Source organism: Xanthomonas sp. AC360 (assembly GCF_979258225.1).
This window is the reverse complement of sequence record NZ_OZ409846.1, coordinates 1,692,948-1,714,948: the sequence shown is the minus strand read 5'-3', so window position 1 is coordinate 1,714,948 and position 22,001 is coordinate 1,692,948. Positions and strand designations below refer to the sequence as shown.

The window sequence follows — 22,001 nt, the reverse complement described above, 5'->3', positions numbered from 1 at the left end:
TTGCCTTCGTGATATGGCAACACGGCGACGTATGTAGCTGGTCGCTGCATCCGCGCACCAGCACCGCCGCGACGACCGCGCCTCGGCGTCGCCTACAACGAAAAGCCCAACAACACCGGATCGTGATCGGAGCTGCGCCACGGGCCGGGCAGGTTGCGCTTGGCATAGCCAGCGTCGTCCATCGCATCGGCATTGACGTGCCATTCCACTGCGCCGCGCAGTTGCTTGGCCATCGCCGGGCTGAGCAGCGCATGGTCCAGCCGCCCGCTCATGCCGTCGTAGACGTAGCTGTAGGGCTGCTTCACCCCAGCCACCGCAAAGGCGTCCTGCCAGCCGCTGGCGCGCAGGCTGCGCATCGGCGTTTCCATCGCGTAGGCGTTGAAGTCGCCCAGCAGCACGGCCAGCTTGGTCTGCGCGCCGGTGGGGTCAGTCTGCAGCCATTGGTGCAGGCGCTTGGCCGATTCGGTGCGCGTGGCATTCCAGCACGCTTGGCCGTCCTGCTGGTCGGCATCGGCGCCGCTGGCGGTGCCGCAACCCTTGGACTTGAAGTGGTTGGCGACGACCACGAAGGTGGCGCCGCGGCTGCTGCGAAAAGCCTGCGCCAGCGGCACGCGGCTATGGTTGTCGAACGGCCCGCCGGTCAGCGTGGCCGGCTTGCCCACCGGAGTGACCTGCGAGCTGCGATAGAGCATGCCGACTCGGATCGCGTCTTCGCCCGGACCGCTGGCGGTATCCACGAACTGCCAGTCTTTGTCCTTACCGGCGGCGTTGAGCGCGGCCACCAGCTGCGCGACGGCCGCATCGGCACCGTTGCCGTCGTTTTCCAGCTCCATCAGCGCGGCCACGTCGGCTTGCAACGGCAGGATGGTGGCAACCAGCTTGGCCAGTTGGGCCTGGAATTGCTCGTGCGTGCGCGCGCCGCGCTTGGTCGGGAAACCACCGCCGCGGCCATTGCCGTTGAAGAAGTTCTCCAGATTGAACGAGGCAATGCGCAGATCGCCGCCGACCTGCGGCGCCACCGCCGTCGGCATGGCCGGCAGCGTGAGCGGAGTCAGCACCTGGATGCGGTACTGGCCGTCATAGCGCTGGTCGACGATGCCATCGACCGACTTGAGCAGGCTGCCGCTGCGCAGCACCGCCTCGGGTTGCAGATACGCCACAGTCTTGGGGCTGCGTCCATTGCGCGCATCGTCCAGCAGCACGCGGCGGCGCGCGTTCTCGGTTTCGACCTGGGCAAAGGCCGGGGTGCCAGCGGCGGCCACTTCGCTCGGCTGCCACAGCCGCCCACCGAATGCGGCGACCAGCTCGCCGTAGGTATCCAGACGGTCGCTACCGTTGAGCGTCAGCGCGGCGATGCGCACGTGCTCGCCTTCCAGCGCCTCCCAGTTGGCCGGCGGCCCGCTGAGCATGCGCACCGGCACCGGCTGGCCGCTGGCGAGCCGTTCGATGCTGCTGGCATCCACCGAGGTCAGACTCGCCTCGCCGCCTGCCGACACCTCGCGCACCGTGCCGATGATGCGAACGCGATCGCCCACCGCCACCTCGGCATTGCCTGCACCGGTGACGAACAGGCCATGCGAGCGCCGCGGCTCGAAGCCGGGCTGCTGCACGAACAGGCCGGCCAGCCCGGCACGCGTATCGGCAGTGACGATGCCTTCCACGTCGACCACACGGCCGTCGTAGGGGCTGCGGGTGTCCTCGCCTTGCACATCGGCAATCGACAGACGCTGCGGCGCGCTGTCGGCCGCGCTGCACAGCAGCGGCGCCAGCAAACCGATCACACCGAGCACAAGCAGCGGGCAACGCGACATCGAAACACTCCAGAAAATGGGTCAAACGCAAACGCCGCCCGGAAGGCGGCGCGTGAGGACGGGGCGCAGGAGCAGGCTAACAAAACGCTGGGAAGTGCCGCCAGATCCTGCGTCGACAGCTGCATGGCGGACCGGCGGCACCGGGTGTGCACGTCGTCACGTTGGCAGACCCGTGCAATGAAACGCGCACCGACCCGGCGAGCAACCTCATCAGACGCACCCGCCGCAGAGGCACCGCCACAGTGGACGCGCGCCTGTCGACGTCGACGACGCCGCAAAAGGTTATTTCAGATTGCCCAGCATCCAGTCGACCGTTGCGCGCACCTGTTCTTCGGTCAGCCCCGGGTTGCCACCCTTGGGCGGCATGATGCCGCCGTCCGGTCCGGTGTAGCCCTCGATCGCGTGCTTGTACAAGGTGTCCTTGCCCTGGGCGATACGCGCGTCCCAATGCGAGTGATCCAGCGTCGGCGCCTTGCCCACGCCGGTGGTATGGCAGGCGGTGCACAGGTTGTCGAAGATGGTCTTGCCGTCGGTGGTCCCACCGTAGGCGGACTGCGAGGACGCCTTGGCCAGCGCTGCGGCCTGGGCCGCAGCCTGTGCGGCTGCACCGGTGGTGCCGGCATAGACCGCGCCCGCCGGTGCGATGCGCTGCTGCACGCGCTTGACGGCCGTCGGCGACACCTCATCTGGGATGGCACGCTGCAAATAGGCTGCCAGGGCGATCAGGCCCAGGGTGATGACTACAAGTAATCCGATCACCATCGAGAATTTTTTCAGGAACTCGAGGTCGTAATTCCGCACGCGCTCACCCCTGGCTGTTGGTCGAAGACCTCTGCTAACGCCGGAGTATAGAGCACAGTTCATGCCCGTCTGACCAGCGTGCATGACAGTTTTTGCCGCGATGTGCGCTGCGCCCTGACCGGCTGTAGCCCCTGTGCGCGGGCACGCTCGCGCCCGCCGACAAATTGCCGCAGTGCCGCATGGCATGTTGGTCTCTGCGAAGGGAATTGCGTATCATTCCCATCAACCCACGGTGACGCGCCTGCTGCCTCGCCCGGTCCCGTCAACGAGGAGTCGCCGCGATGAAGTCCTTCCTGCTGTCCTGCCTGGCCTTGGCCAGCATCAGTCTGTCCGCCCAGGCCCACGAAATCTGGATCGAACGCGATGGCAGCGGCCCGGTACGCATCTTCTTCGGCGAGCCAGCGCAGGAGACCCTCGACCACGGCCAGGACGAGATCAAGCGCGTGGTGAAGCCGAGTGTGTTCGGTACCGCCGGCAAGGCCGGCGCCCTGACGCGTGGCGACGACGTCCTGACCGCGCCGCTCTCCGGTGCCGGCGATGCGTGGCTGAGCGATGACAGCGTGTTCGAGCCGTGGAAGGGTGAAGCCGGCGGGTTCGAGACGGTGAGCTATTACGCCCGTGCCGGGCGCAGCACGCCGGCGGCCAAGCTCGACCTGGAGCTGGTGCCCACCACCGCCAACGGCAGCACGCTCACCGTGCTCTATCGCAACAAGCCGCTGCCCAAGGCCGAGGTCACCGTGATCGACCCGCAGAAGTGGCAAAAGACGCTGACCTCCGACGACAAGGGCCAGGTCACCCTGCCCAAACTGCGCGCCGGTCGCCACATTCTGGTGGTGAACAACAAGGAGCCGGTGAAGCGTGAGATCGCCGGCAAGCAGGTGTCGATGGTGCATCACATCAGCACCCTGACCTTCGTCGCCGAATAAGCATCGCTTTAGCTCAGCCACGCCTGTCGCCCGCCTGATGTCCAGTGCATCGCCCCTGTCGCTTCCGTGGTTCCGGCGCCCGTGGCTGGGCGTGCTTGCGCGCACGCTGGCGGCGATTTTCGGCGGTTACGCGCTGGCCAGCGCGACCAATCTCTTGCTTGCACTGGTCTTGCCGTTGCCGCGTAGCGAAGCGGTCTTGACCAGCATGCTGGTCGGCATCGTGGTGTGCGCATGCGCGCCGCTGTGGGCATTCGCCACCGCCAGCGTGTGGCGTGCCTGGGCCGGCATTACGGTGCCGGCGGCACTGATGTTTGCGCTGGCCACCTGGCTGCAACGGGGTATGGCATGAAGCAGGGATTCCGTCAGTCGATGGCCTGGCTGCACACCTGGACCGGGCTGCTGGTCGGCTGGGTATTGCTGCTGATCTTCATGGGCGGCACGGCCAGTTATTACCGCGACGAAATCAGCCGCTGGATGCGCCCGGAGCTGCCCACCACCACGGTGAGCACAGAGATCGCACTGCGCAGCGCCGAACGCTATCTGCAAACGCATGCAGCCGATGCGCTGAGCTGGAACATCACCTTGCCGGAGACGCGCAACCCGGTGGTGAGCATGTACTGGCAAAACCCTGCGCCCGCCGACGGCAAACCGGCAAGCCGCCGGCAACTGTATGGCAATGCCATCATCGACCCTGCCACCGGCAAGGAGATCGCCGCGCGCGACACGCTGGGCGGCGAGTTCTTCTACCGGCTGCATTTCGATCTGCATTATCTGCCGGTGCTGTGGGCGCGCTATATCGTGGGGTTCTGCGCGATGTTCATGCTGGTGGCGATCATCAGCGGCGTGATCACGCACAAGAAGATCTTCAAGGACTTCTTTACCTTCCGCCCGGGCAAAGGCCTGCGGTCGTGGCTGGATTTCCATAACGTCAGTGCGGTGACCGCGTTGCCGTACCACGCGATGATCACCTATACCGGCATCGTGACCTTGATGTTCATGTACCTGCCGTGGGGCATCAAGGCACGCTACGCCGACGACGAGATGCGCTTCTACGACGAGTCGGCCAACCGCGTGGCCGATACGCGGCAAGCGGCTGGTACGCGGGCGTCGATGCTGCCGTTGGAGCAGTTTGTGGAGCGTGCGCGCCGCGATCTGCATGGGGCCGACATCGGCAACGTGGCGGTGTCGCTGCCCAACGATGCGCATGCCGCCGTTGGCGTGAGCCAGTTGGCAGCCAAGCTGTCCACCACCGCGCCGTCGATGCTGTACGACGCAGTCAGCGGCGAGCGCCTGCAACGCAGTAGTGCGCCCGGCGGCGCGAGCGAAACACGCGGCGTGATGGTCGGCCTGCATATCGCGCACTTCGCCGGCCCCTGGTTACGCGTGCTGTTTTTCAGTTCCGGATTGCTGGGCTGTTTGATGGTGGCCAGCGGCGTGGTGATGTGGGCGGTGAAAGAACGGCCCAAGCATCTGAAAGCCGGCCGCATCGGGTTTGGATTACGCCTGGTGGATGCACTCAATATCGGCACGGTGGCCGGCTTGCCGATCGCCTTTGCCAGTTTCTTCTGGGCCAACCGGCTGTTGCCGGTGACGCTGGAATCGCGCGCGGCAATGGAAGCGAACCTGTTCTTCGCCGCCTGGGGCACTGCGTTGCTGGCCGCCTTTGTGTGGCCGCGTCGCGCGATGTGGAGCTGGCAGCTGTACATAGGCGCCGCCTTGTTCGCGCTGGTGCCGCTCGTCAACGCACTGACCACCGACGTGCATCTGGGCGTCACGCTGCCGGCCGGGCAATGGGCGTTGGCCGGTGTCGATCTGGTGTGCCTGGGCCTGGGCGTGTGCCTGGGCATTGCCGGCTGGCGCCTGCAGCACTGGAAGGCGCCGCAATCGGCAGCCGCGCGCCGCGCGCGCGCCACCACGACTGCGGCAGCGGTGCAAAACAACGTCCCCGTGCAGGAAGGCACATGAGCGTGTTGCTGTTGCTAGCGCTGAATTTTTCCGGATTCGCCGCGCTGTGTCTGGCAATGGAAAAACATCAGCACGAGGTCCGTGGCCGCAGCCTCGGCACTGCCCGCACGCGGCAGCTGCGCATCGTCGGCTGGTTGCTGCTGTCGCTCACCTTCGGCATCGCCGTCCATGCACAAGGCTGGGGCATCGGACCGGTGCTATGGCTGGGGACAGTGACCGCTGCAGCGGCACTGTTATCGCTATGGCTGCTGCCGTACCGGCGTGCACTGATCCTGCCGGCCGCGATGGCCGCCCCGGTGCTGGCCGGCATGGCGCAGCTGCTGGCCGGTTGAATCCGGTCGCGCTGTTTTCGCGGCGGCGGTGCCCTGGGTTGCGGCGGTTTCTGGTGTGCTGCGATTTCCGGTGCTTTCGCGCACGCGGCGTTGCTGGCCACGTGGACGCACCAGGCAATCTTCAGGACATTGGTCGCGCGCGTCTTCGTCGCATCGCAGCCGCAATGACATTGCGTGCGTTCGATGCAGGATCCGCAACTGCCGCGCGTCTGGCCGCTACACCGCTGTCGGCGGGTCGCCCCAACTGCGGCCATCGCGCGGCAGGCGTCCATCGTCGAGCACGCGCAGCACCTGATCGGGCTGCAGCATGTCCAGGAACACCGCTACGTTGACGCCATTGGGCGCGGCCATGCTCGGGAAGATCACGCCGGGAATCAGCGCCTCGCGCAGCATGTCGCCAAGCACCCAGCTGACCGGCTCGACCTTGTTGACCAGAGCCTTGCGCCAGTCGTCGGTCCAGTCGGCCCATAGTGCGTCCCAGCTTGCGTCGAGCAGGCGCAGGTCGGCCAGCGCAGGCAACGCGGCCGCATAACTGACCAGCGTAAACGGTGGCAGGAACGGCGCCGCCTGCGCATATTCGGCGGCAGCGGTGTCCAGTTCCATGGCCAGATACAGCGCCGGCTGACCGAAGCGGTTGAAGCGCCCGCCCGATCGCGCTGCACCTGCGCCGCTCAGCGGTTCGGCGGCCCAGCGCGGAGTGAAGGCGCGATACAGCGTGCAGTGCGCCGGGGCGCTCAGCCTCAACCCGCGGCCCCGGCGGCGACGGTGCGCAGATACGTCAGCGCGTCGTCGGTGCGGCCCTGCTTGACCACTTCCAGCAGCGTGGCGAATTCGAATGCCGGGATCGGCGTGTTTTTGAGATGGAACACCAGTTGGCGCTCGTCCGGCTGGATCTGCGCCATCGCCACCAACAGGCGCGACAGGTTGCGCAGCAGATCCTGCACGCGCGGACTCTCCGGGTGCACGCGCAGACTGTTGCGATGCACGCCGGCAAGCTCGGCCAGCTCCTGCTGCGACAACTCCAGCAGGCCCGCCATGGCCGACGGCGAGAGGATGGTGCGATCTGGCGCGCGCAGCCGCTCGGTCAGGGATAGCGGATTGAGGACGGCGACCATGGCATGTGCTTCGAGACGGAGTGCGCACAGTATATGCACAGTAATGCACCTCCATCCAGCACAGTCAGATGCATGGTCAGTGCATCCTCAGGCGGGCGCGGCTGCGCCCACGGCGCGCAGGCAGAAGCCGCAGATCGCCTCCACCAAGTGCTCGCCCTGCTGCGGGTCGCCCCGGCTGGGGGCAATCGGCCCGACCAGGGCTTCGGTAAAGGCGCCGACGATGCAGGCCGCGGCCGCATCCAGCGACTGCTCGGGGAACTCTCCGGCCGCCACACCTTCGGCCAGCAACTGACGAAACACCTCGCCAAACAGGCGACGGCCACGGATACGTTCGGCATCCACCTCGCTTTCCACTGGCTCGGCGATGAAGGCGTAGGCCAGCGCCGGGCCGGCCAGCGCTCGCCGCACAAAGGTGGCGATGGCGCTGCGCAGGCGCTCGGCCGCGCTGGCATCGGTGGTGGCAATGGCGCGCAGGATGGCCATCTCGCGCTGCACCGCCGCGTCGAGAACTTCGACGAAAAGCTCGGCTTTGGAGGGGAAATGCCGATAAATCTGCCCGGTCGAGACCCCGGCGGCGGCCGCGACCGCGGTGATCGGGGCATTGCGATAGCCGCCTTCGGCGATCAGGGCGCGGGCCGCGTGCAGGATGCGTTCGCGATTGCCGGCCAGGCGTTCTTCCATCAGGGCGGAGCGTCGATAAGCCATGGTTTGATTCTGGGTTCAATAGTTGAATTTTAGTTCACTTTTTTGTCGCGGACCGCTAGGCTGCCCCACATACGCCGTGCGGCCCGCCCGCTCCGACCCGGCACGCCCCGATCCTTGTGGAGTCGCTCCATGCATGTGCCGTCCTTGAACTTCGAGCTTGGCGAAGAGATCGATCTGCTGCGCGAAAGCGTCGCGGCGTTCGCCAGCCACCATATCGCCCCGCTCGCCGCCGCGGCCGATCACGACAATGTGTTTCCGTCGCAACTGTGGCGCCTGTTCGGCGAACAGGGCCTGCTCGGGCTCACCGTGGAAGAAGAATACGGCGGCAGCGGCATGGGCTATCTGGCGCATGTGGTGGCGATGGAAGAAATCTCGCGCGCCGGCGGCGCCATTGGTTTGTCGTACGGCGCGCATTCCAACCTGTGCCTCAACCAACTGCGCAAGAACGCCAGTCAAGAACAGAAACAACGCTATCTGCCCAAGTTGTGCACCGGCGAACACGTGGGCGCGCTGGCGATGAGCGAGGCCGGCTCCGGCTCGGACGTGGTGTCGATGAAGTTGCGCGCCGACGCGCGCGGCGACCGCTTCGTGCTCAACGGCAGCAAGATGTGGATCACCAACGGCCCCGATGCCGATGTGCTGGTGGTGTACGCCAAGACCGACCCGGATGCCGGCGCACGCGGCATCACCGCGTTCATCGTCGAAAAGGGCATGCCCGGGTTTTCGACCGCGCAGAAACTCGACAAGTTGGGCATGCGTGGCTCCAACACTTGCGAATTGGTGTTCACCGACTGCGAGGTGCCTGCCGAAAACGTGCTGGGCACGCTCAACGGTGGCGTGCGCGTGCTGATGTCCGGGCTGGATTTCGAACGCGTGGTGCTGGCCGGTGGCCCGCTTGGACTGATGGCCGCCGCGATGGATGTGGTGTTTCCGTATGTGCATGAGCGCAAGCAGTTCGGCGAGCCGATCGGTACCTTCCAGTTGATGCAGGCCAAGCTGGCCGACATGTACGTCGGGCTCAATGCCTGCCGCGCGTATGTGTATGCGGTGGCACGCGCCTGCGATGCGGGGCGCACCACGCGCCAGGACGCAGCCGGGGCGATCTTGTACGCCGCCGAAAAAGCGACCTGGCTCACCGGCCAGGCGATCCAGGTGCTAGGCGGCAACGGCTACATCAACGACTACCCCACCGGGCGCTTGTGGCGCGATGCGAAGTTGTACGAGATCGGCGCGGGCACCTCGGAGATCCGCCGTATGTTGATCGGCCGCGAGCTGTTCGAACGCACCGCCTGACGGAGCCACCATGAGCGTGATCACCAGCAAGCTGCAGATCAGCAGCGACAGCTTTCAGGCCAATGCCGCTGCGATGCGCGTCGTGGTGGATGACTTACGCCGCACCTTGGCGCACACAGCGCTCGGCGGTAGCGAGGCAGCGCGTGAAAAGCACGTCGCACGCGGCAAGCTGCTGGTGCGCGCACGCATCGACGCACTGCTCGACCCCGGCAGCGCCCTGCTGGAAATCGCGCCGTTGGCGGCGCATGGTTTGTACGACGATCAGGTGCCATGTGCGGGCGTGGTGGCCGGCATTGGCCGCGTGTCCGGCGTGGAATGCGTGATCGTGGCCAACGATGCCACCGTCAAGGGCGGCACGTATTACCCGATGACGGTGAAAAAGCATCTGCGCGCGCAGGAAATCGCGCAACAGAATCGCCTGCCGTGCATCTATCTGGTCGATTCCGGCGGCGCATTCTTGCCATTGCAGGATGAAGTCTTCCCCGATCGCGATCACTTCGGGCGCATCTTCTACAACCAGGCCAACCTATCGGCGCAGGGCATCCCGCAGATCGCCTGCGTGATGGGGTCGTGCACCGCCGGCGGTGCGTATGTGCCGGCCATGAGCGATGAAACGGTAATCGTGCGCGAACAGGGCACGATCTTTCTCGGCGGCCCGCCGTTGGTCAAAGCCGCCACCGGCGAAGAAGTCAGCGCCGAAGAGTTGGGCGGCGCCGATGTGCACACGCGCATCTCCGGGGTGGCCGATCATTTTGCCGACAACGATCTACAGGCGCTGGCACGCGTGCGCGCGATCATTGCGCAGCTCAACTGGCGCAAGCCGGCTGCATCGTTGGCGCTGCAGGCGCCGTTGCCGCCGCGGCATGCCGCCGACGAACTGTATGGGGTGATCCCTGCCGATACGCGCAAGCCGTTCGATGTGCGCGAAGTGATTGCGCGCATCGTCGATGATTCGCAGCTGGACGAATTCAAACCGCGCTATGGCAGCACCCTGGTCACCGGCTTTGCGCATCTGCACGGCTACCCGGTGGGCATCATCGCCAACAACGGCATCCTGTTTTCCGAGTCTGCGCTGAAGGGCGCACACTTCATCGAGTTGTGCACGCAGCGCGGCATTCCGCTGGTATTCCTGCAAAACATCACCGGCTTCATGGTGGGACGCAAATACGAACATGGCGGCATCGCCAAAGACGGCGCCAAGCTGGTGATGGCGGTGGCCTGCGCCAAGGTGCCCAAGTTCACCGTGGTGATCGGCGGCTCGTTCGGTGCCGGCAATTACGGCATGTGCGGCCGTGCGTATTCGCCTAATTTCCTGTGGATGTGGCCGAACGCGCGCATTGGCGTGATGGGTGGCGAGCAGGCCGCCAGCGTCTTGGCCACCGTGCGCCGCGACGGCATCGAAGCCAAGGGCGGCGCGTGGTCGGGCGACGACGAAGACGCCTTCAAGGCGCCGATCCGCGCGCAGTTCGAGCAGCAGGGCCATCCGTACTACGCCAGCGCACGGCTGTGGGACGACGGCATCATCGACCCGGCCGATACACGTCGTGTGCTGGGCCTGGGCCTGTCGGCGGCGTTGAATGCGCCGATCGAGCCAACCCGTTTTGGCGTATTTCGCATGTAAGCGGCAGCGTGTGCTGGCAGGCACTGCAGGTTTTACCGGCTGCGCGCTGCGGCTGCTCCAACGCCAGACAGGTAGCGTGTTCGACCAGATATCAGCGTCACCCGTCCGTCTCCAACGCATGCATCGCACCTGCTGTCTTCGCACAACGACACATCCGCGCTTTTAATCGCAAGACTTTAATCGCACGACCGCCGGCTACGCTGGCGATGTGCAGAGACCGACCCGATGACACAGCACGACTCCATTGTCACAGCACCGCAGCGGCCGTTCGACAAGATCCTGATCGCCAATCGCGGCGAGATCGCGTGCCGGATCATGGCAACCTGCCGCAAGCTCGGTATTGCCACGGTGGCGGTGTATTCGGATGCCGACCGCGATGCGCGGCATGTGCGTCTGGCCGACGAAGCGATCCATCTCGGCCCGGCACCAGCGCAACAGAGCTATCTGCGCGGCGATGCGATTATCGATGCGGCACGTGTCAGCGGCGCCCAGGCGATTCATCCCGGTTACGGATTCCTTTCTGAAAACGCAGCGTTTGCAGACGCCTGCGCGCAGGCGGGCATTGTGTTTATCGGCCCGCCTGCAAGCGCGATCCGCACGATGGGCGACAAGAGCGCCGCCAAGGCGTTGATGGAACGTGCGGGCGTGCCGTTGACCCCGGGCTATCACGGCGACGAACAGTCCCCTGCGTTTTTACGTGCGCAAGCCGATGCCATCGGCTACCCAGTGTTGATCAAGGCCAGCGCCGGCGGTGGCGGCAAGGGCATGCGGCGGGTCGATACCAGCGCCGCGTTCGACGAGGCATTGGCCAGCTGCCAGCGCGAGGCGCAATCGGCGTTCGGCAATGCGCACGTGCTGGTGGAGAAATATGTCGAGCGTCCGCGGCATATCGAAATCCAGGTGTTCGGCGATACGCATGGCGAGGTGGTGTATCTGTTCGAACGCGATTGCTCGGTGCAGCGCCGGCATCAGAAGGTGCTGGAAGAAGCGCCCGCACCCGGCATGACCGAACAACGCCGCGCAGCGATGGGCAAGGCGGCCGTGGATGCAGCGCGCGCGGTGGGATACGTCGGCGCAGGCACGGTGGAATTTATCGCCGGGCCGGATGGCGATTTTTATTTCATGGAAATGAATACCCGGCTACAGGTAGAACACCCGGTCACCGAGTTGATCACCGGCACCGATCTGGTCGAATGGCAACTGCGCGTGGCCGCAGGCGGGCCACTACCGCAACGCCAGGATGCGCTGCGTATCCACGGCCATGCACTGGAAGCGCGCCTGTATGCCGAAGATGCCGACCGCGGTTTTCTGCCTTCGACCGGCACCTTGCGCCAGCTGCAGTTGCCAGCTGCCAGCGCGCATGTGCGCATCGATGCAGGCGTGGAGCAAGGCGACACCATCAGCCCGTATTACGACCCGATGATCGCCAAACTCATCGTCTGGGATGTCGATCGCCCCGCCGCACTGGCGCGTATGCGCGAGGCGCTGGCGCAGGTGCATGCGGTGGGCGTCACCACCAACAGCGCGTTCCTTGCGCGGCTGGTCGGCACCCACGCATTTGCGACTGCCGATCTGGATACCGCGCTGATCGAACGCGAACATGCAGCGCTGTTCGCCGATGCGGTGGTCCCGGACACCGCCTGGTGGTGTCTGGCGGCGGTGTTGATGACACACGCGTTGCCCAAGGCGACGCCGGACCCGGCCGACCCCTTTTCGCCGTGGCAGGACAGCGATGGCTGGCGCATCGGCGCGCATGCAGCGCACACCGTGCGATTGGAAGCCGCTGGCGAGCATCGCGAACTAGGCGTGCGTCGCCTCGCCGATGCCTGGCAGGTCACGCACGCAGGCACCACACACACGCTGCGCTACCACGCACACGACAACGCACTGCGCGTGGAATTGGATGGTCGCCAGTGGCGTGCGCACGCCTTGCGTGATGGCACCTCGCTGATCGTCAGTGATTCCACCCAACGCGCGATCTTCCATCACCACGACGCGTTGCTGGAGGCGGACCAGCCAGCGCACGACGCCGGCGGACTCACTGCACCGATGCCCGGCCGCATCGTGGCGTTGGTCGCGACAGTGGGGCAACCGGTCACTCGCGGGCAGGCGTTGGTTGTGCTGGAGGCGATGAAGATGGAACACACTTTGCACGCCCCCAGTGACGGCACGGTACAGGCGTATCTGGTTGCCGAAGGCGATCTGGTCGCCGACGCCGCCTTGTTGGTGGAATTCGTGTCCGCGAAAGCGTAGACCCGCCCGGCAGGGTGACCAACGGCACGTCCGCGCGCATCGGTCCTGGCCTTAGCGTGGCAGTATCGGCTGGATTGGCCGCGACCCCCAACCGGAGACTTTCATGCAACGCCTGCTTCTCGTTTCCAGCATGCTGCTGGCCTTGTCCGCCTGCAGCGACAAGACCGCGCCGGCCGACAGCACTGCGGCAACCCCGACGCCGGCTGCCACGCCTGCACCGGCGGCGCCGCCGGAATTGATCACCCGCGATGCGCTGTTCGGCAATCCCGAGCGGGCGAACGTCAGCATCAGTCCTGACGGCAAGTACCTGAGTTGGGTGGCCCCGCTGGACGGCGTGCTCAACGTCTGGGTCGCGCCAGTGGATGCACCGGATCAGGTACGTGCGATCACCAAGGACACCGCACGCGGCATCCGCAGCTATTTCTGGACCCATCACACCGACACCTTGTTGTACCTGCGCGATAACGGCGGCGACGAGGATTTCCATCTGTTCTCGGTCAACCTGAGCGATGGCAGCAGCAAGGACCTCACCCCGTTCCAGAAAACCAATGCCGAGGTGGTCAGGATCAGCGCACACCACCCGGAGTCGATCATGGTCGGCATGAACGACCGCGACGCCAAGTGGCACGACCTGTATCGGGTCGATCTGGCATCGGGTAAACGCACCCTGGTGCAGAAGAACACCGACAGCCTGGGCACCTATCTGCTCGACGGCGACTACCAGCTGCGCTATGCCACCCGTGCCACCGACGATGCCGGCAGTGAGTTGCTGGTGCCCGATGGCAAGGCGTGGAAGAGCGTGGATCGCATTCCGTTCGAGGATGTCACCAACACCTCGCCGCAAGGACTGACCGACGACGGCAAGACGCTGTACATGCAGGATTCGCGCAGCCGCGATACCGCTGCGCTGTATGCCATCGACACCGCCAGCAATGCACGCACGCTGCTGTTCGAAAACCCGAAGGTCGACGTCGGCAAAATCTTGAGCGACCCCAAGACCGGCGTGGTACAGGCGGTCTCCACCGATTATCTACGCGAAGAATGGAAGGCGCTGGATACCGGGATCGCTGCCGACCTGCAGAAACTCAAGTCGCTCGGCACCGGCGATGCCGAGGTCTCCGCACGCACGCTCGATGACCGCAACTGGATCGTGGCCTACTCGGCTGCGGAAACGCCGACCACGTACTACCGCTACGATCGCGCCGACGGCGGCAAGCTGAGCAAACTGTTCTCCGCCCGCCCCGCACTCGACGGCAAGCCGCTGGTGCCGATGTGGCCGCAGGCACTGACCGCGCGCGATGGCCTCACCCTGGTCAGCTACCTCACGCTCCCTGCCGAGGCCGACGCCAACCACGACGGCAAGGCCGACAAGCCGGTGCCGTTGGTGCTGTTCGTGCACGGCGGCCCGTGGGCGCGCGACAGCTATGGCTACGGCGCTTACGAACAATGGCTGGCCAATCGCGGCTACGCGGTGCTCTCGGTGAATTTCCGCGGCTCTACCGGCTTCGGCAAGGCCTTCACCAATGCCGGTAACGGAGAGTGGGCCGCCAAGATGCACGACGATCTACTCGATGCGGTGCAGTGGGCGGTCAAGCAGGGCGTCACCAAGCCCGACCAGGTCGCCATCATGGGCGGCAGCTACGGTGGATACGCCACGCTGGTGGGCATGACCTTCACTCCGGACGCATTCAAGTGCGGCGTGGACATCGTCGGGCCGGCCAACCTCAATACGCTGCTCGGCACCGTGCCACCGTACTGGGCCAGCCTCTACAAGCAACTGACCAAGCGCATGGGCGACCCCGCCACCGAAGCCGGCAAGCAATGGTTGACCGAACGCTCACCGCTGACCCATGTCGACAAGATCAGCAAGCCGTTGCTGATCGGCCAGGGCGCCAACGACCCACGCGTCAAACAGGCCGAAAGCGACCAGATCGTCAACGCGATGAAGGCCAAGAACATCCCGGTGACCTACGTGCTGTTCCCCGACGAAGGCCACGGCTTCAGGCGCCCGGAAAACAGCAAGGCCTTCAACGCGGTGACCGAAGGGTTCCTGAGCCAATGCCTGGGCGGCCGCGCGCAACTGATCGGCGCGGACTTCGAAGGCTCCAGCCTCACCGTTCCGGAAGGTGCCGACAAGGTCACCGGTTTGAGCGATGCGCTGAAGACGCATACGCAGGCGATTCGGAAGTAGGTATCCGGTGGTGCAGCCGGAGTCGGCTGAATGTATCTGCGGATACTGATCGCATTGCGCTCGGCGGCTATCCACCGAGCGCAATGCGGAGTGCGGCACATCGACCGAACGCCATCACTCCACAACAGATGCCGTGATCCCACGATGGGGCCACCCGCGCAGTGCGCGGGATGGTCCACCGTTTTCGGCATCGACATATACGCGCGCTTGGCATGACGGCGGCGCCCAACGCAGCAGCCGATCACGCAAGAATTGTCGGTTAGGTCGACGCCCAGATTTCGTTATTGGGATCAAGCTCCATGGTTTGCATGCTGTCGCCGCGCACACCGAAGCCGCACAGCGCCACAACACCTTCCATGATCGGCTCCAGGCCGAGCAATGCTTCGATCTGCACTTCATTGATCGCGCAGGTGACGAATGCACCCAAGCCCACATCTGTGGCTGCCATGTACAGCGTTTGCGAAAAATGGCCTGCTTCCAGCGCAAGCGCGCGATACGCCTTTGCATGCATGCGGTACTTCCAGAAATTACGGTAGTAACGCGGACAGAGCGCCACGATCACCTGCGCATTGGCGAACCAGTCCTGCCCTGCCAGTAGAGTCAGCGCGACATCCTGCAGATTGTCCACCTCCACACCAAGCGGCTCCAGGGCATGATCGATGGGAAGATAATGGTAAATCCCGTCCGCGATACCCGACACGTTGCGGATCAATAGATACGCGTCCAACGGATGCAGGCCGCCACCCGACGGACTTGAGCGCTTGAGAAACACGGTTTCCGGATCGGCCTCCAGCACTGCATTTGCAGCGAAGGTTCGCTCGATGATCCGCGCAAACACCGCAGCATCCATGTGCGCATCGGTTTCGAAATTTCTGCAGGTGGTACGACGTCGGAGCACTGTGTCCAGGTAGCCGTGGTCATGGGCGCGTGCGAGGCAGATTGCATCGGTCGTTCCCCGTCGCACCTGCTCGGGCGGCGGCGGGCCGAAGGTTCGCAGCAATGCGCTTGCAGTGTCCGCGCCTGCGTCCTTGGCTGCCCGCGCTGAGTCGACATCATTCCAACGGGTAAAGGCGTGATAGGTCGCTGCGAGTGGATGCCACTGGCTGTGGCGCTGGACGGTATCGCGCTGTTGTGCCGGATGCGTCTGTTCGCTGTCTTCTAGTAGCAGACCCTTGTCCAACAGCGATCGCACAACAGATGGGTCTTTAATGGTCGTGGCGTCTTGCCAGTTGCTCGGACTCACCCGGCCCAACACAAGCGCCTCCGTTTCGGTCAGCACACACTCCGCATCCAGATGCGGCGCAAGCGCCACCCAGCGTAATGCACGCGAGGTACCGGCACCTCCTGCGCACAAATCGACAAGATCAATTGCAACAGACTCTCTAGGCTCGAGATAGACAACCGCACAACGCCTTACCCGCATGTTCTTGAACTCATCTTTAGATTGATCTTCTAGCGGTCTGGACTTAGATTTCTTGAAGACCTCCCTACCATTGAAGAGCATGAACGAGAACGAGAAAGGCCCTGCCCCGCTACAACCGGACACCGCGCACAGGCTGCTGGATCTTCTGGCAACCGATGATGGATTCCGCGATCTGTTCAAGAACGACCCAAAGGCCGCACTGGTGCAGGTCGGTCACCCCCCCGAGGATGCAGCACTGCTCGCGGCTCAACTCAAGGTAGAAACCCTGGCCGACAAGGCTTCCATCGCACAGGCACGCGACGACATCCACGTCAGCCTGACGTCGTCGGTCAATATGCAGCCGATTCGACTCAATGTTCCCTCGGGATCGACACCCCAACTCAAGAAGTAATCGTGCTGCGGCAAATGACATCCTGGTTCATTTGCCGCCAGCCTTCATGGCATCGAAGACATTCATTGGCTGCTGGCACCACCCACAGCCGCCGAACTCGGCATAAGCGCGCCCATGCGCGTTTTTCAGCCATCTGGATTCGTCTGCCGCAGAACGTTGATCGTTCAAAGACGTGTACGCCTCTTTCAAGACGACGTGATACTGGTACGCCTCAGTACCATCCAGACGCGGCTTGAGCAGCTGGACGGCCTCGCTGGCGCGCCCCTCGAGGAGCGCCGTCCGTGCCTGCAGCAGCAAGACCAGCTCGGCCACAGAGGGCATCTTGGCCAACTCCGGCTTGGCCATGAGGGTCTGCAAGACCGCCTTGGCCGTTGCCGCGTGCCCCAGGCGTTGCCCTAACAATGCCAAGGAAGCGGCGACCACGGCATTGGAGCGCTGGCTGAAACCATCCGCGCTTGTTGAGATACTCGCCAACGCCTCAGGAACCGTCGCCTTGATCGTCGCCAGGACCTCGGCATGCTGTCCCTGCGCATATTGCGCTGCGGCCATGGCGACGACCGATTGCCGATAGCGTGTCGACGTGTGCTCGATCCCGTTGGAAAGACGCTGTATTTCTGGAAGCGCCTTGTCGCTGCGCCCTTCATCGATATAGATGGAGACCTGATCGAAATAGGCGACATCCAGGCGTTTCTCGTCCGGCCAAATGGCATGCGCAGCCGGAAAATCTCCCATCACCGCCAGGGTGATCGCTTCCCAGACCGCAGCCGATGCCAGACCTGACGCTCTTGCCGAGCGAAATGCTGCCAGTGCTTCCTTCTTTTTCCCCAACGCCAACTGCATCCGACCGAGAAGCTCCAATGCCAACGGATCGTATTCGTAGCGCGACGATGCCGCACTCTTGGCATAGACAAGCGCCTCACTATAGCGATTGCGTGCTTCCAGCGCGTACGCCGTATTTTCGGCTGCAGCGAAATCATCCGGATACAGATTGGCCATCTGCATCCATTTCTCGTATGCGTTTATTGGATCCTTGATCTGTGCGTACCACGCGTCCAGGTAGACCTGCTCGCGCGGAGGAAGCTTTTCTCGGAAGCTGAGGGCTTTTTCCAGATAAGGCAATCCGAGGAGTGGCTCTTCCAAGTAATAATTACAGCGCGCCACGCCGACATTGGCCAGCGCAAATGTCGGATCAAGCTCCACGGCCCTCATGTAATAGTCGCGTGCACGCCGATAATGCCCGGTGCCAAATTCGCGCTGCGCCAGGGCGTACGCGTTCAATGCATCCATGTTTGCCGTGGACACGCGCGGCAGCGGTGCAGAATTCACCTTGATCGACGCTAGCGTTTCGCCAAGTCCTGCGCGCAGATTGGAGCTGACTGCGTCAATCGAAGACAGCAGGGAGCGCTGGCCGCGGCCCTCCGAGTGATACATGTAGATCGTCGCCTGCGTGACAGGATCGATCACTTCGACGGTGACCCGGAGGTTTCCGCCGACATCCGCCACGCTGGGCAATATCAGGGCTTTGGCGCCCGAGCGCAGGGCGATTTGCGCACCCAACGCACGATCGATCTTGGCACGATCACTCTGCTTCATCAGTTCCAGCATGTCGTGCGCGCGTTTCTCGGACACGAGGTTGACGTGCTTGGACTGCTGGAGACTGAGCCGTAACGCCTGCTGCAACGGGTCATCCAGTACGGCGCTGTCGGTGAGGTTGTGCAGGTCGCCGACCACCACCCAATCACGTTCGGCAAAAGCGATGGCAGGCTCCGGACGACCGATGACCCACAAGATGCCGGCGGTCAGCACGATCAATGCGACCTCCGTCGCCAACGCCGCCGGCCGGCGCCACAGTGGAATATCGCGCCACGCCTTGGCGGAGTTTTTCGGGGTGCGCAGTGGGGTCAGGCCGACTTCGCCGACCTCGTAGATTTCCATCGGCGTGGGCACGCCTTTGAAGCGCCAACGTCCGTGGGATTTCCACAGGATGCGCTCGACCCGCTCGCCCAGTTCGCGCGCGGCGCGGTGCGTCAGCGATTCGGCCACGGCCGAGATCAGGATCTGCCCAGGCCGCGCCATCGACATCAGACGTGCGGCCGTGGGTTTGGCCAGGCCTTCGACTTCCAGCGGTTTGGCGCCGATGCTCACCGCCTCGTCGCTGTTACGCCAGGTCAGCACTTCGCCGACATGCAGGCCTTGGCGCGCGCACAGAATGAGCGCGTGGGCATCGCTCATCGCCTTGAGCCCACGCGCGTAATCCAGCGCAAAGCCCAACCCGTCGATCGGGCGGTCGAACAACAGCAGCAAGCCGTCGGAGCGGTCGATCAGGCGGCCGCGCCACTGCTGCTGCAACTTGACCACCAACCGATCGTGTTCGCGAAACAACGCGGCGGCAGCGTTGTCGCCGATGCGTTCGACCAGTGCGGTCGAATCGCACAGGTCGGTGAGCAACAGGGTTCGCAGACGCGGCGCCTGCATCGCCTCCGACGACGCGTCCTTGCGTGCGTGGGTGCGGGCGCTCATGCCTTAGCGATGCCCCGGTGCATGCGTGGTACCGGATGGCAGCGGTGCAAGCGCTTCGTGCATGGCCAACACATTGCCGCCCTGGCGCTTGGCTTCGTACAGCGCGCTGTCGGCGAGCGTGTACCAGTCGTTCCAGGCCGCATCGGCATCGATCATGCACAGGCCGACGCTCACCGAGCAGCCCTGCTCGCTCTGGCCGTTGCACAGGCGCGCCTCCACCGCGCGCACGATGCACTCGCCGATGTGGTGCACCAGTTCCGGGGTGCCTTGTGCGACCAGCACGCAGAATTCGTCACCGCCGAGACGGCAGGCAAGGTCACCTTCGGCGATGACCGAACGCAACGCATGCGCCACGTTCTGCAACACGCGGTCGCCGGCAAGATGACCGAACTCGTCGTTGATGCGCTTGAAGCGGTCGCAGTCGATCAGGATCAGGCCGACGCCCGGCACGTTGCCGGCACGTCGGCATTCCTGCAGATACAGCGCCAGACCGCGCCGGTTGTGCAACCCGGTCAGCTCGTCGGTACGGCTGAGTTCTTCGGTGTGGTTGAGCTGATGCGAGGTGACGTAGAGATTGTCCAGCGCCGCTTCCAGATCGTGGTTGCGACGGCGCAGCTGGCGGATCAGCAACTGCTCGTTGTTGACCACACGCACGATGGAGCGGCGCAGGAAATGCGCAACCATCGAAGGGTCGTGGTCGACCAGACGCTGAAAATCGTCGTGCGCCAGTTCGATCAGGCGGCTGTCCATGGATGCGCTGGCACCGGCACTGCGCGCGTGATCGCCGATCAGCAGGCCGAGTTCGCCAAAAAATTCGCCCGGGCCCAGATGCTTGAGCATCAGATCCTCGCCGAAATCCAGGTCGATCTGGCCACTCACCACGATGAACATCTGCGTGCCGATCGCACCGCGCTCGAACAGCGCCTGGCCTGCCGCAAGCTCACGGGTACGGCCGAAACGGGCGAAAAACGCCAGTTCGTCAGCGGTCATCAACGCATGCAGCCCGTCCGAGAGCGTCTTGGCGACGCTTCCCGTCGGCTCGACTGCGCCTGCGGTGTTGTGGCAAGTCATCCTGTTTCCTTAGGCCGGCCTGCAACGTTAGCCCATGGACAAATCCTACAGGACCCCCTTGTTCAGCACCAGATCACACTTGTTCTCATTTCAAAAGAGACGAATTGTCGGGTATTGAGTGAAAAAAAAGGGCCCGGTTTCCCGAGCCCTTCCCCCTCCCGGGGTGGCGAAACGTGGGCAGCCCGCTGCAGGCTAGGCCGCCTTCTCGCCGTGAAACTGTTCTTCTTCGGTAGAGCCGCGCAGCGCGGTGGTGGACGACTGCCCCTGCTGGATCGCCTGCGTCACCGCATCGAAATAGCCGGTGCCCACTTCGCGTTGATGCTTGACCGCGGTGAAGCCCATTTCCGCCGCATCGAATTCGGCTTGCTGCAACTCGACGAAGGCGCTCATCTGGCGGCGCGCATAGCCGTGCGCCAGGTGGAACATGCCGTAGTTGAGCGCATGGAAACCAGCCAGGGTGATGAACTGGAATTTATAGCCATAGCTCGCCAGCTCGGTCTGGAATTTGGCAATGGTGGCATCGTCGAGATTCTTCTTCCAGTTGAAGCTGGGCGAGCAGTTATAGGCCAGCAACTTGCCTGGAAACTTGGCATGGATGGCCTGTGCAAATGCACGCGCGAATTCCAGATCCGGCTTGCCGGTCTCGCACCAGATCAGATCCGCATACGGTGCGTACGCCAACCCGCGGCTGATGGCTTGATCCAGCCCGTTGCGGGTTTTGAAGAAACCTTCGACGGTGCGCTCACCTGTAGTGAACGGCTGATCGTTGGCATCCACGTCGCTGGTGATCAGATCGGCCGCTTCGGCGTCGGTGCGCGCAATCAGCAGCGTCGGCACACCCAAGACATCGGCGGCCAAGCGCGCGGCGTTCAATTTTTCGATGGCTTCGCGCGTGGGCACCAGCACCTTCCCACCCATGTGGCCGCACTTCTTGACCGATGCCAGCTGATCTTCGAAATGCACGCCGGCAGCGCCGGCTTCGATCATCGCCTTCATCAGCTCGAAGGCGTTGAGCACGCCGCCAAAACCGGCTTCGGCATCGGCCACGATGGGCTGCAGGAAGTCGATGGTGTCGTTACCTTCGGCATGATGCAGTTGATCCGCGCGCAGCAAGGTGTTGTTGATGCGCTTGACCACCGCCGGCACCGAATCGGCCGGGTACAACGACTGATCCGGATACATCTGCCCGGCCAGGTTGGCATCGGCTGCCACCTGCCAGCCGCTCAGATAGATCGCCTTCAAGCCGGCCTTGACCTGCTGCATCGCCTGGTTGCCGGTCAACGCGCCCAGGGCGTTGACGAACGGGGTGGCGTGCAATGAAGTCCACAGCTTGTCCGCGCCCAAGCGCGCCAACGAATGTTCCACATGCACGGTGCCGCGCAGGCGCACCACATCGGCGGCGGTGTAGTTGCGGGTGATGCCGGTCCAGCGCGGGTTGGTGGTCCAGTCCTGCTGCAGTTGTTCGGCGTTTTGCAATGCGGTGCTCATCTTGCGTTCTCCTGAAAAGGGACGACGGATGGAACGAGGAAGAAACGGCGTGCATGACACGGCATGCGGCATGGCGAGGCCGTCGTTGCGCATGC

At 64.1% G+C, this 22,001-nt stretch carries 18 protein-coding genes; 9 read left to right on the top strand and 9 right to left on the bottom strand.

Going from position 1 to position 22,001, the window contains the following annotated elements:
- Nucleotides 1-92 precede the first annotated feature (92 nt).
- Both ACZZ0O_RS07225 and ACZZ0O_RS07220 read right to left on the bottom strand, forming a co-directional pair.
- Nucleotides 93-1,811, bottom strand: a complete 1,719-nt coding sequence (locus tag ACZZ0O_RS07225) for an ExeM/NucH family extracellular endonuclease (protein WP_463590394.1) — start codon at nt 1,809-1,811, stop codon at nt 93-95.
- A gap of 282 nt (nt 1,812-2,093) precedes the next feature.
- Nucleotides 2,094-2,612 carry a c-type cytochrome gene (locus ACZZ0O_RS07220; protein ID WP_055853623.1) on the bottom strand — a complete coding sequence of 173 codons (519 nt, stop codon included), beginning with the start codon at nt 2,610-2,612 and terminating at the stop codon, nt 2,094-2,096.
- Nucleotides 2,613-2,893: 281 nt separating this feature from the next.
- On the opposite strand from ACZZ0O_RS07220, the gene ACZZ0O_RS07215 reads away from it, so the two are divergent.
- The 4 genes from ACZZ0O_RS07215 to ACZZ0O_RS07200 are packed head-to-tail and all read left to right on the top strand — an operon-like array spanning nt 2,894 to nt 5,835.
- Entirely contained in the window at nt 2,894-3,538 is a 645-nt protein-coding gene (locus tag ACZZ0O_RS07215) for a DUF4198 domain-containing protein (protein ID WP_115526760.1), read from the top strand.
- Nucleotides 3,539-3,575: 37 nt separating this feature from the next.
- Complete coding sequence (locus tag ACZZ0O_RS07210; protein WP_323521020.1) at nt 3,576-3,887, top strand: DUF3649 domain-containing protein; 312 nt, start codon at nt 3,576-3,578, stop codon at nt 3,885-3,887.
- Entirely contained in the window at nt 3,884-5,503 is a 1,620-nt protein-coding gene (locus tag ACZZ0O_RS07205) for a PepSY-associated TM helix domain-containing protein (protein WP_463590393.1), read from the top strand. The genes ACZZ0O_RS07210 and ACZZ0O_RS07205 overlap by 4 nt, the downstream gene beginning before the upstream one ends.
- Nucleotides 5,500-5,835, top strand: coding sequence for a DUF3325 domain-containing protein (locus tag ACZZ0O_RS07200; RefSeq protein WP_323521018.1), 336 nt, complete (start codon nt 5,500-5,502; stop codon nt 5,833-5,835). Before ACZZ0O_RS07205 ends, ACZZ0O_RS07200 begins: the two co-directional genes overlap by 4 nt.
- A 216-nt stretch (nt 5,836-6,051) precedes the next feature.
- Here the strand turns inward: ACZZ0O_RS07200 and ACZZ0O_RS07195 are convergent, their stop codons facing one another.
- The 3 genes from ACZZ0O_RS07195 to ACZZ0O_RS07185 form a co-directional block, all read right to left on the bottom strand.
- The gene (locus tag ACZZ0O_RS07195; RefSeq protein ID WP_055853633.1) at nt 6,052-6,579 is read right to left on the bottom strand and encodes an RES family NAD+ phosphorylase; all 528 of its coding nucleotides are present in this window, start codon (nt 6,577-6,579) and stop codon (nt 6,052-6,054) included.
- Nucleotides 6,576-6,950, bottom strand: coding sequence for a hypothetical protein (locus ACZZ0O_RS07190; RefSeq protein WP_055853635.1), 375 nt, complete (start codon nt 6,948-6,950; stop codon nt 6,576-6,578). The genes ACZZ0O_RS07195 and ACZZ0O_RS07190 overlap by 4 nt, the downstream gene beginning before the upstream one ends.
- An 87-nt stretch (nt 6,951-7,037) precedes the next feature.
- Nucleotides 7,038-7,655 (bottom strand): TetR/AcrR family transcriptional regulator, encoded by a 618-nt coding sequence (locus tag ACZZ0O_RS07185; protein ID WP_082473618.1) that lies wholly within the window; start codon nt 7,653-7,655, stop codon nt 7,038-7,040.
- A 129-nt stretch (nt 7,656-7,784) separates the two neighbouring features.
- Here ACZZ0O_RS07185 and ACZZ0O_RS07180 point away from each other — a divergent pair, with 129 nt between their 5' ends.
- The 4 genes from ACZZ0O_RS07180 (at nt 7,785) to ACZZ0O_RS07165 (ending at nt 15,013) form a co-directional block, all read left to right on the top strand.
- On the top strand, nt 7,785-8,948 hold the full coding sequence (locus tag ACZZ0O_RS07180; protein WP_115515010.1) for an isovaleryl-CoA dehydrogenase: 1,164 nt from the start codon (nt 7,785-7,787) through the stop codon (nt 8,946-8,948).
- A 10-nt stretch (nt 8,949-8,958) separates the two neighbouring features.
- A complete protein-coding gene (locus ACZZ0O_RS07175; RefSeq protein ID WP_311239445.1) occupies nt 8,959-10,569 on the top strand; it encodes a carboxyl transferase domain-containing protein in 1,611 nt (536 codons plus the stop codon).
- A 225-nt stretch (nt 10,570-10,794) separates the two neighbouring features.
- Nucleotides 10,795-12,822, top strand: a complete 2,028-nt coding sequence (locus ACZZ0O_RS07170) for an acetyl/propionyl/methylcrotonyl-CoA carboxylase subunit alpha (protein WP_463590392.1) — start codon at nt 10,795-10,797, stop codon at nt 12,820-12,822.
- A gap of 103 nt (nt 12,823-12,925) precedes the next feature.
- The gene (locus ACZZ0O_RS07165) at nt 12,926-15,013 is read left to right on the top strand and encodes a S9 family peptidase (protein ID WP_463590391.1); all 2,088 of its coding nucleotides are present in this window, start codon (nt 12,926-12,928) and stop codon (nt 15,011-15,013) included.
- A gap of 259 nt (nt 15,014-15,272) precedes the next feature.
- Here the strand turns inward: ACZZ0O_RS07165 and ACZZ0O_RS07160 are convergent, their stop codons facing one another.
- Nucleotides 15,273-16,517 carry a putative peptide maturation dehydrogenase gene (locus tag ACZZ0O_RS07160; RefSeq protein WP_463590390.1) on the bottom strand — a complete coding sequence of 415 codons (1,245 nt, stop codon included), beginning with the start codon at nt 16,515-16,517 and terminating at the stop codon, nt 15,273-15,275.
- Here ACZZ0O_RS07160 and ACZZ0O_RS07155 point away from each other — a divergent pair.
- Nucleotides 16,516-16,827, top strand: a complete 312-nt coding sequence (locus tag ACZZ0O_RS07155; RefSeq protein WP_115526751.1) for an NHLP-related RiPP peptide — start codon at nt 16,516-16,518, stop codon at nt 16,825-16,827. The two genes, ACZZ0O_RS07160 and ACZZ0O_RS07155, sit on opposite strands and share 2 nt — an antisense overlap.
- 27 nt (nt 16,828-16,854) lie before the next feature.
- Here the strand turns inward: ACZZ0O_RS07155 and ACZZ0O_RS07150 are convergent, their stop codons facing one another.
- From ACZZ0O_RS07150 to aceA, 3 genes are all read right to left on the bottom strand, one after another.
- Nucleotides 16,855-19,347 (bottom strand): putative peptide modification system cyclase, encoded by a 2,493-nt coding sequence (locus tag ACZZ0O_RS07150; RefSeq protein WP_463602877.1) that lies wholly within the window; start codon nt 19,345-19,347, stop codon nt 16,855-16,857.
- 3 nt (nt 19,348-19,350) lie between these two features.
- On the bottom strand, nt 19,351-20,418 hold the full coding sequence (locus tag ACZZ0O_RS07145; protein ID WP_115526749.1) for a GGDEF domain-containing protein: 1,068 nt from the start codon (nt 20,416-20,418) through the stop codon (nt 19,351-19,353).
- 192 nt (nt 20,419-20,610) lie between these two features.
- The gene (gene aceA, locus ACZZ0O_RS07140) at nt 20,611-21,906 is read right to left on the bottom strand and encodes an isocitrate lyase (RefSeq protein ID WP_055853656.1); all 1,296 of its coding nucleotides are present in this window, start codon (nt 21,904-21,906) and stop codon (nt 20,611-20,613) included.
- Nucleotides 21,907-22,001: the final 95 nt, after the last annotated feature.

Excerpts from the sequence above, each read along its gene's own strand:
- ACZZ0O_RS07225 (WP_463590394.1), bottom strand. The coding sequence starts at position 1,811 with ATGTCGCGTTGCCCGCTGCTTGTGCTCGGTGTGATCGGTTTGCTGGCG.
- ACZZ0O_RS07215 (WP_115526760.1), top strand. The coding sequence starts at position 2,894 with ATGAAGTCCTTCCTGCTGTCCTGCCTGGCCTTGGCCAGCATCAGTCTG.
- ACZZ0O_RS07210 (WP_323521020.1), top strand. The coding sequence starts at position 3,576 with ATGTCCAGTGCATCGCCCCTGTCGCTTCCGTGGTTCCGGCGCCCGTGG.
- ACZZ0O_RS07205 (WP_463590393.1), top strand. The coding sequence starts at position 3,884 with ATGAAGCAGGGATTCCGTCAGTCGATGGCCTGGCTGCACACCTGGACC.
- ACZZ0O_RS07200 (WP_323521018.1), top strand. The coding sequence starts at position 5,500 with ATGAGCGTGTTGCTGTTGCTAGCGCTGAATTTTTCCGGATTCGCCGCG.
- ACZZ0O_RS07190 (WP_055853635.1), bottom strand. The coding sequence starts at position 6,950 with ATGGTCGCCGTCCTCAATCCGCTATCCCTGACCGAGCGGCTGCGCGCG.
- ACZZ0O_RS07185 (WP_082473618.1), bottom strand. The coding sequence starts at position 7,655 with ATGGCTTATCGACGCTCCGCCCTGATGGAAGAACGCCTGGCCGGCAAT.
- ACZZ0O_RS07180 (WP_115515010.1), top strand. The coding sequence starts at position 7,785 with ATGCATGTGCCGTCCTTGAACTTCGAGCTTGGCGAAGAGATCGATCTG.
- ACZZ0O_RS07175 (WP_311239445.1), top strand. The coding sequence starts at position 8,959 with ATGAGCGTGATCACCAGCAAGCTGCAGATCAGCAGCGACAGCTTTCAG.
- ACZZ0O_RS07170 (WP_463590392.1), top strand. The coding sequence starts at position 10,795 with ATGACACAGCACGACTCCATTGTCACAGCACCGCAGCGGCCGTTCGAC.
- ACZZ0O_RS07165 (WP_463590391.1), top strand. The coding sequence starts at position 12,926 with ATGCAACGCCTGCTTCTCGTTTCCAGCATGCTGCTGGCCTTGTCCGCC.
- ACZZ0O_RS07155 (WP_115526751.1), top strand. The coding sequence starts at position 16,516 with ATGAACGAGAACGAGAAAGGCCCTGCCCCGCTACAACCGGACACCGCG.
- ACZZ0O_RS07160 (WP_463590390.1), bottom strand. The coding sequence starts at position 16,517 with ATGCTCTTCAATGGTAGGGAGGTCTTCAAGAAATCTAAGTCCAGACCG.
- ACZZ0O_RS07150 (WP_463602877.1), bottom strand. The coding sequence starts at position 19,347 with ATGAGCGCCCGCACCCACGCACGCAAGGACGCGTCGTCGGAGGCGATG.
- ACZZ0O_RS07145 (WP_115526749.1), bottom strand. The coding sequence starts at position 20,418 with ATGACTTGCCACAACACCGCAGGCGCAGTCGAGCCGACGGGAAGCGTC.
- aceA (WP_055853656.1), bottom strand. The coding sequence starts at position 21,906 with ATGAGCACCGCATTGCAAAACGCCGAACAACTGCAGCAGGACTGGACC.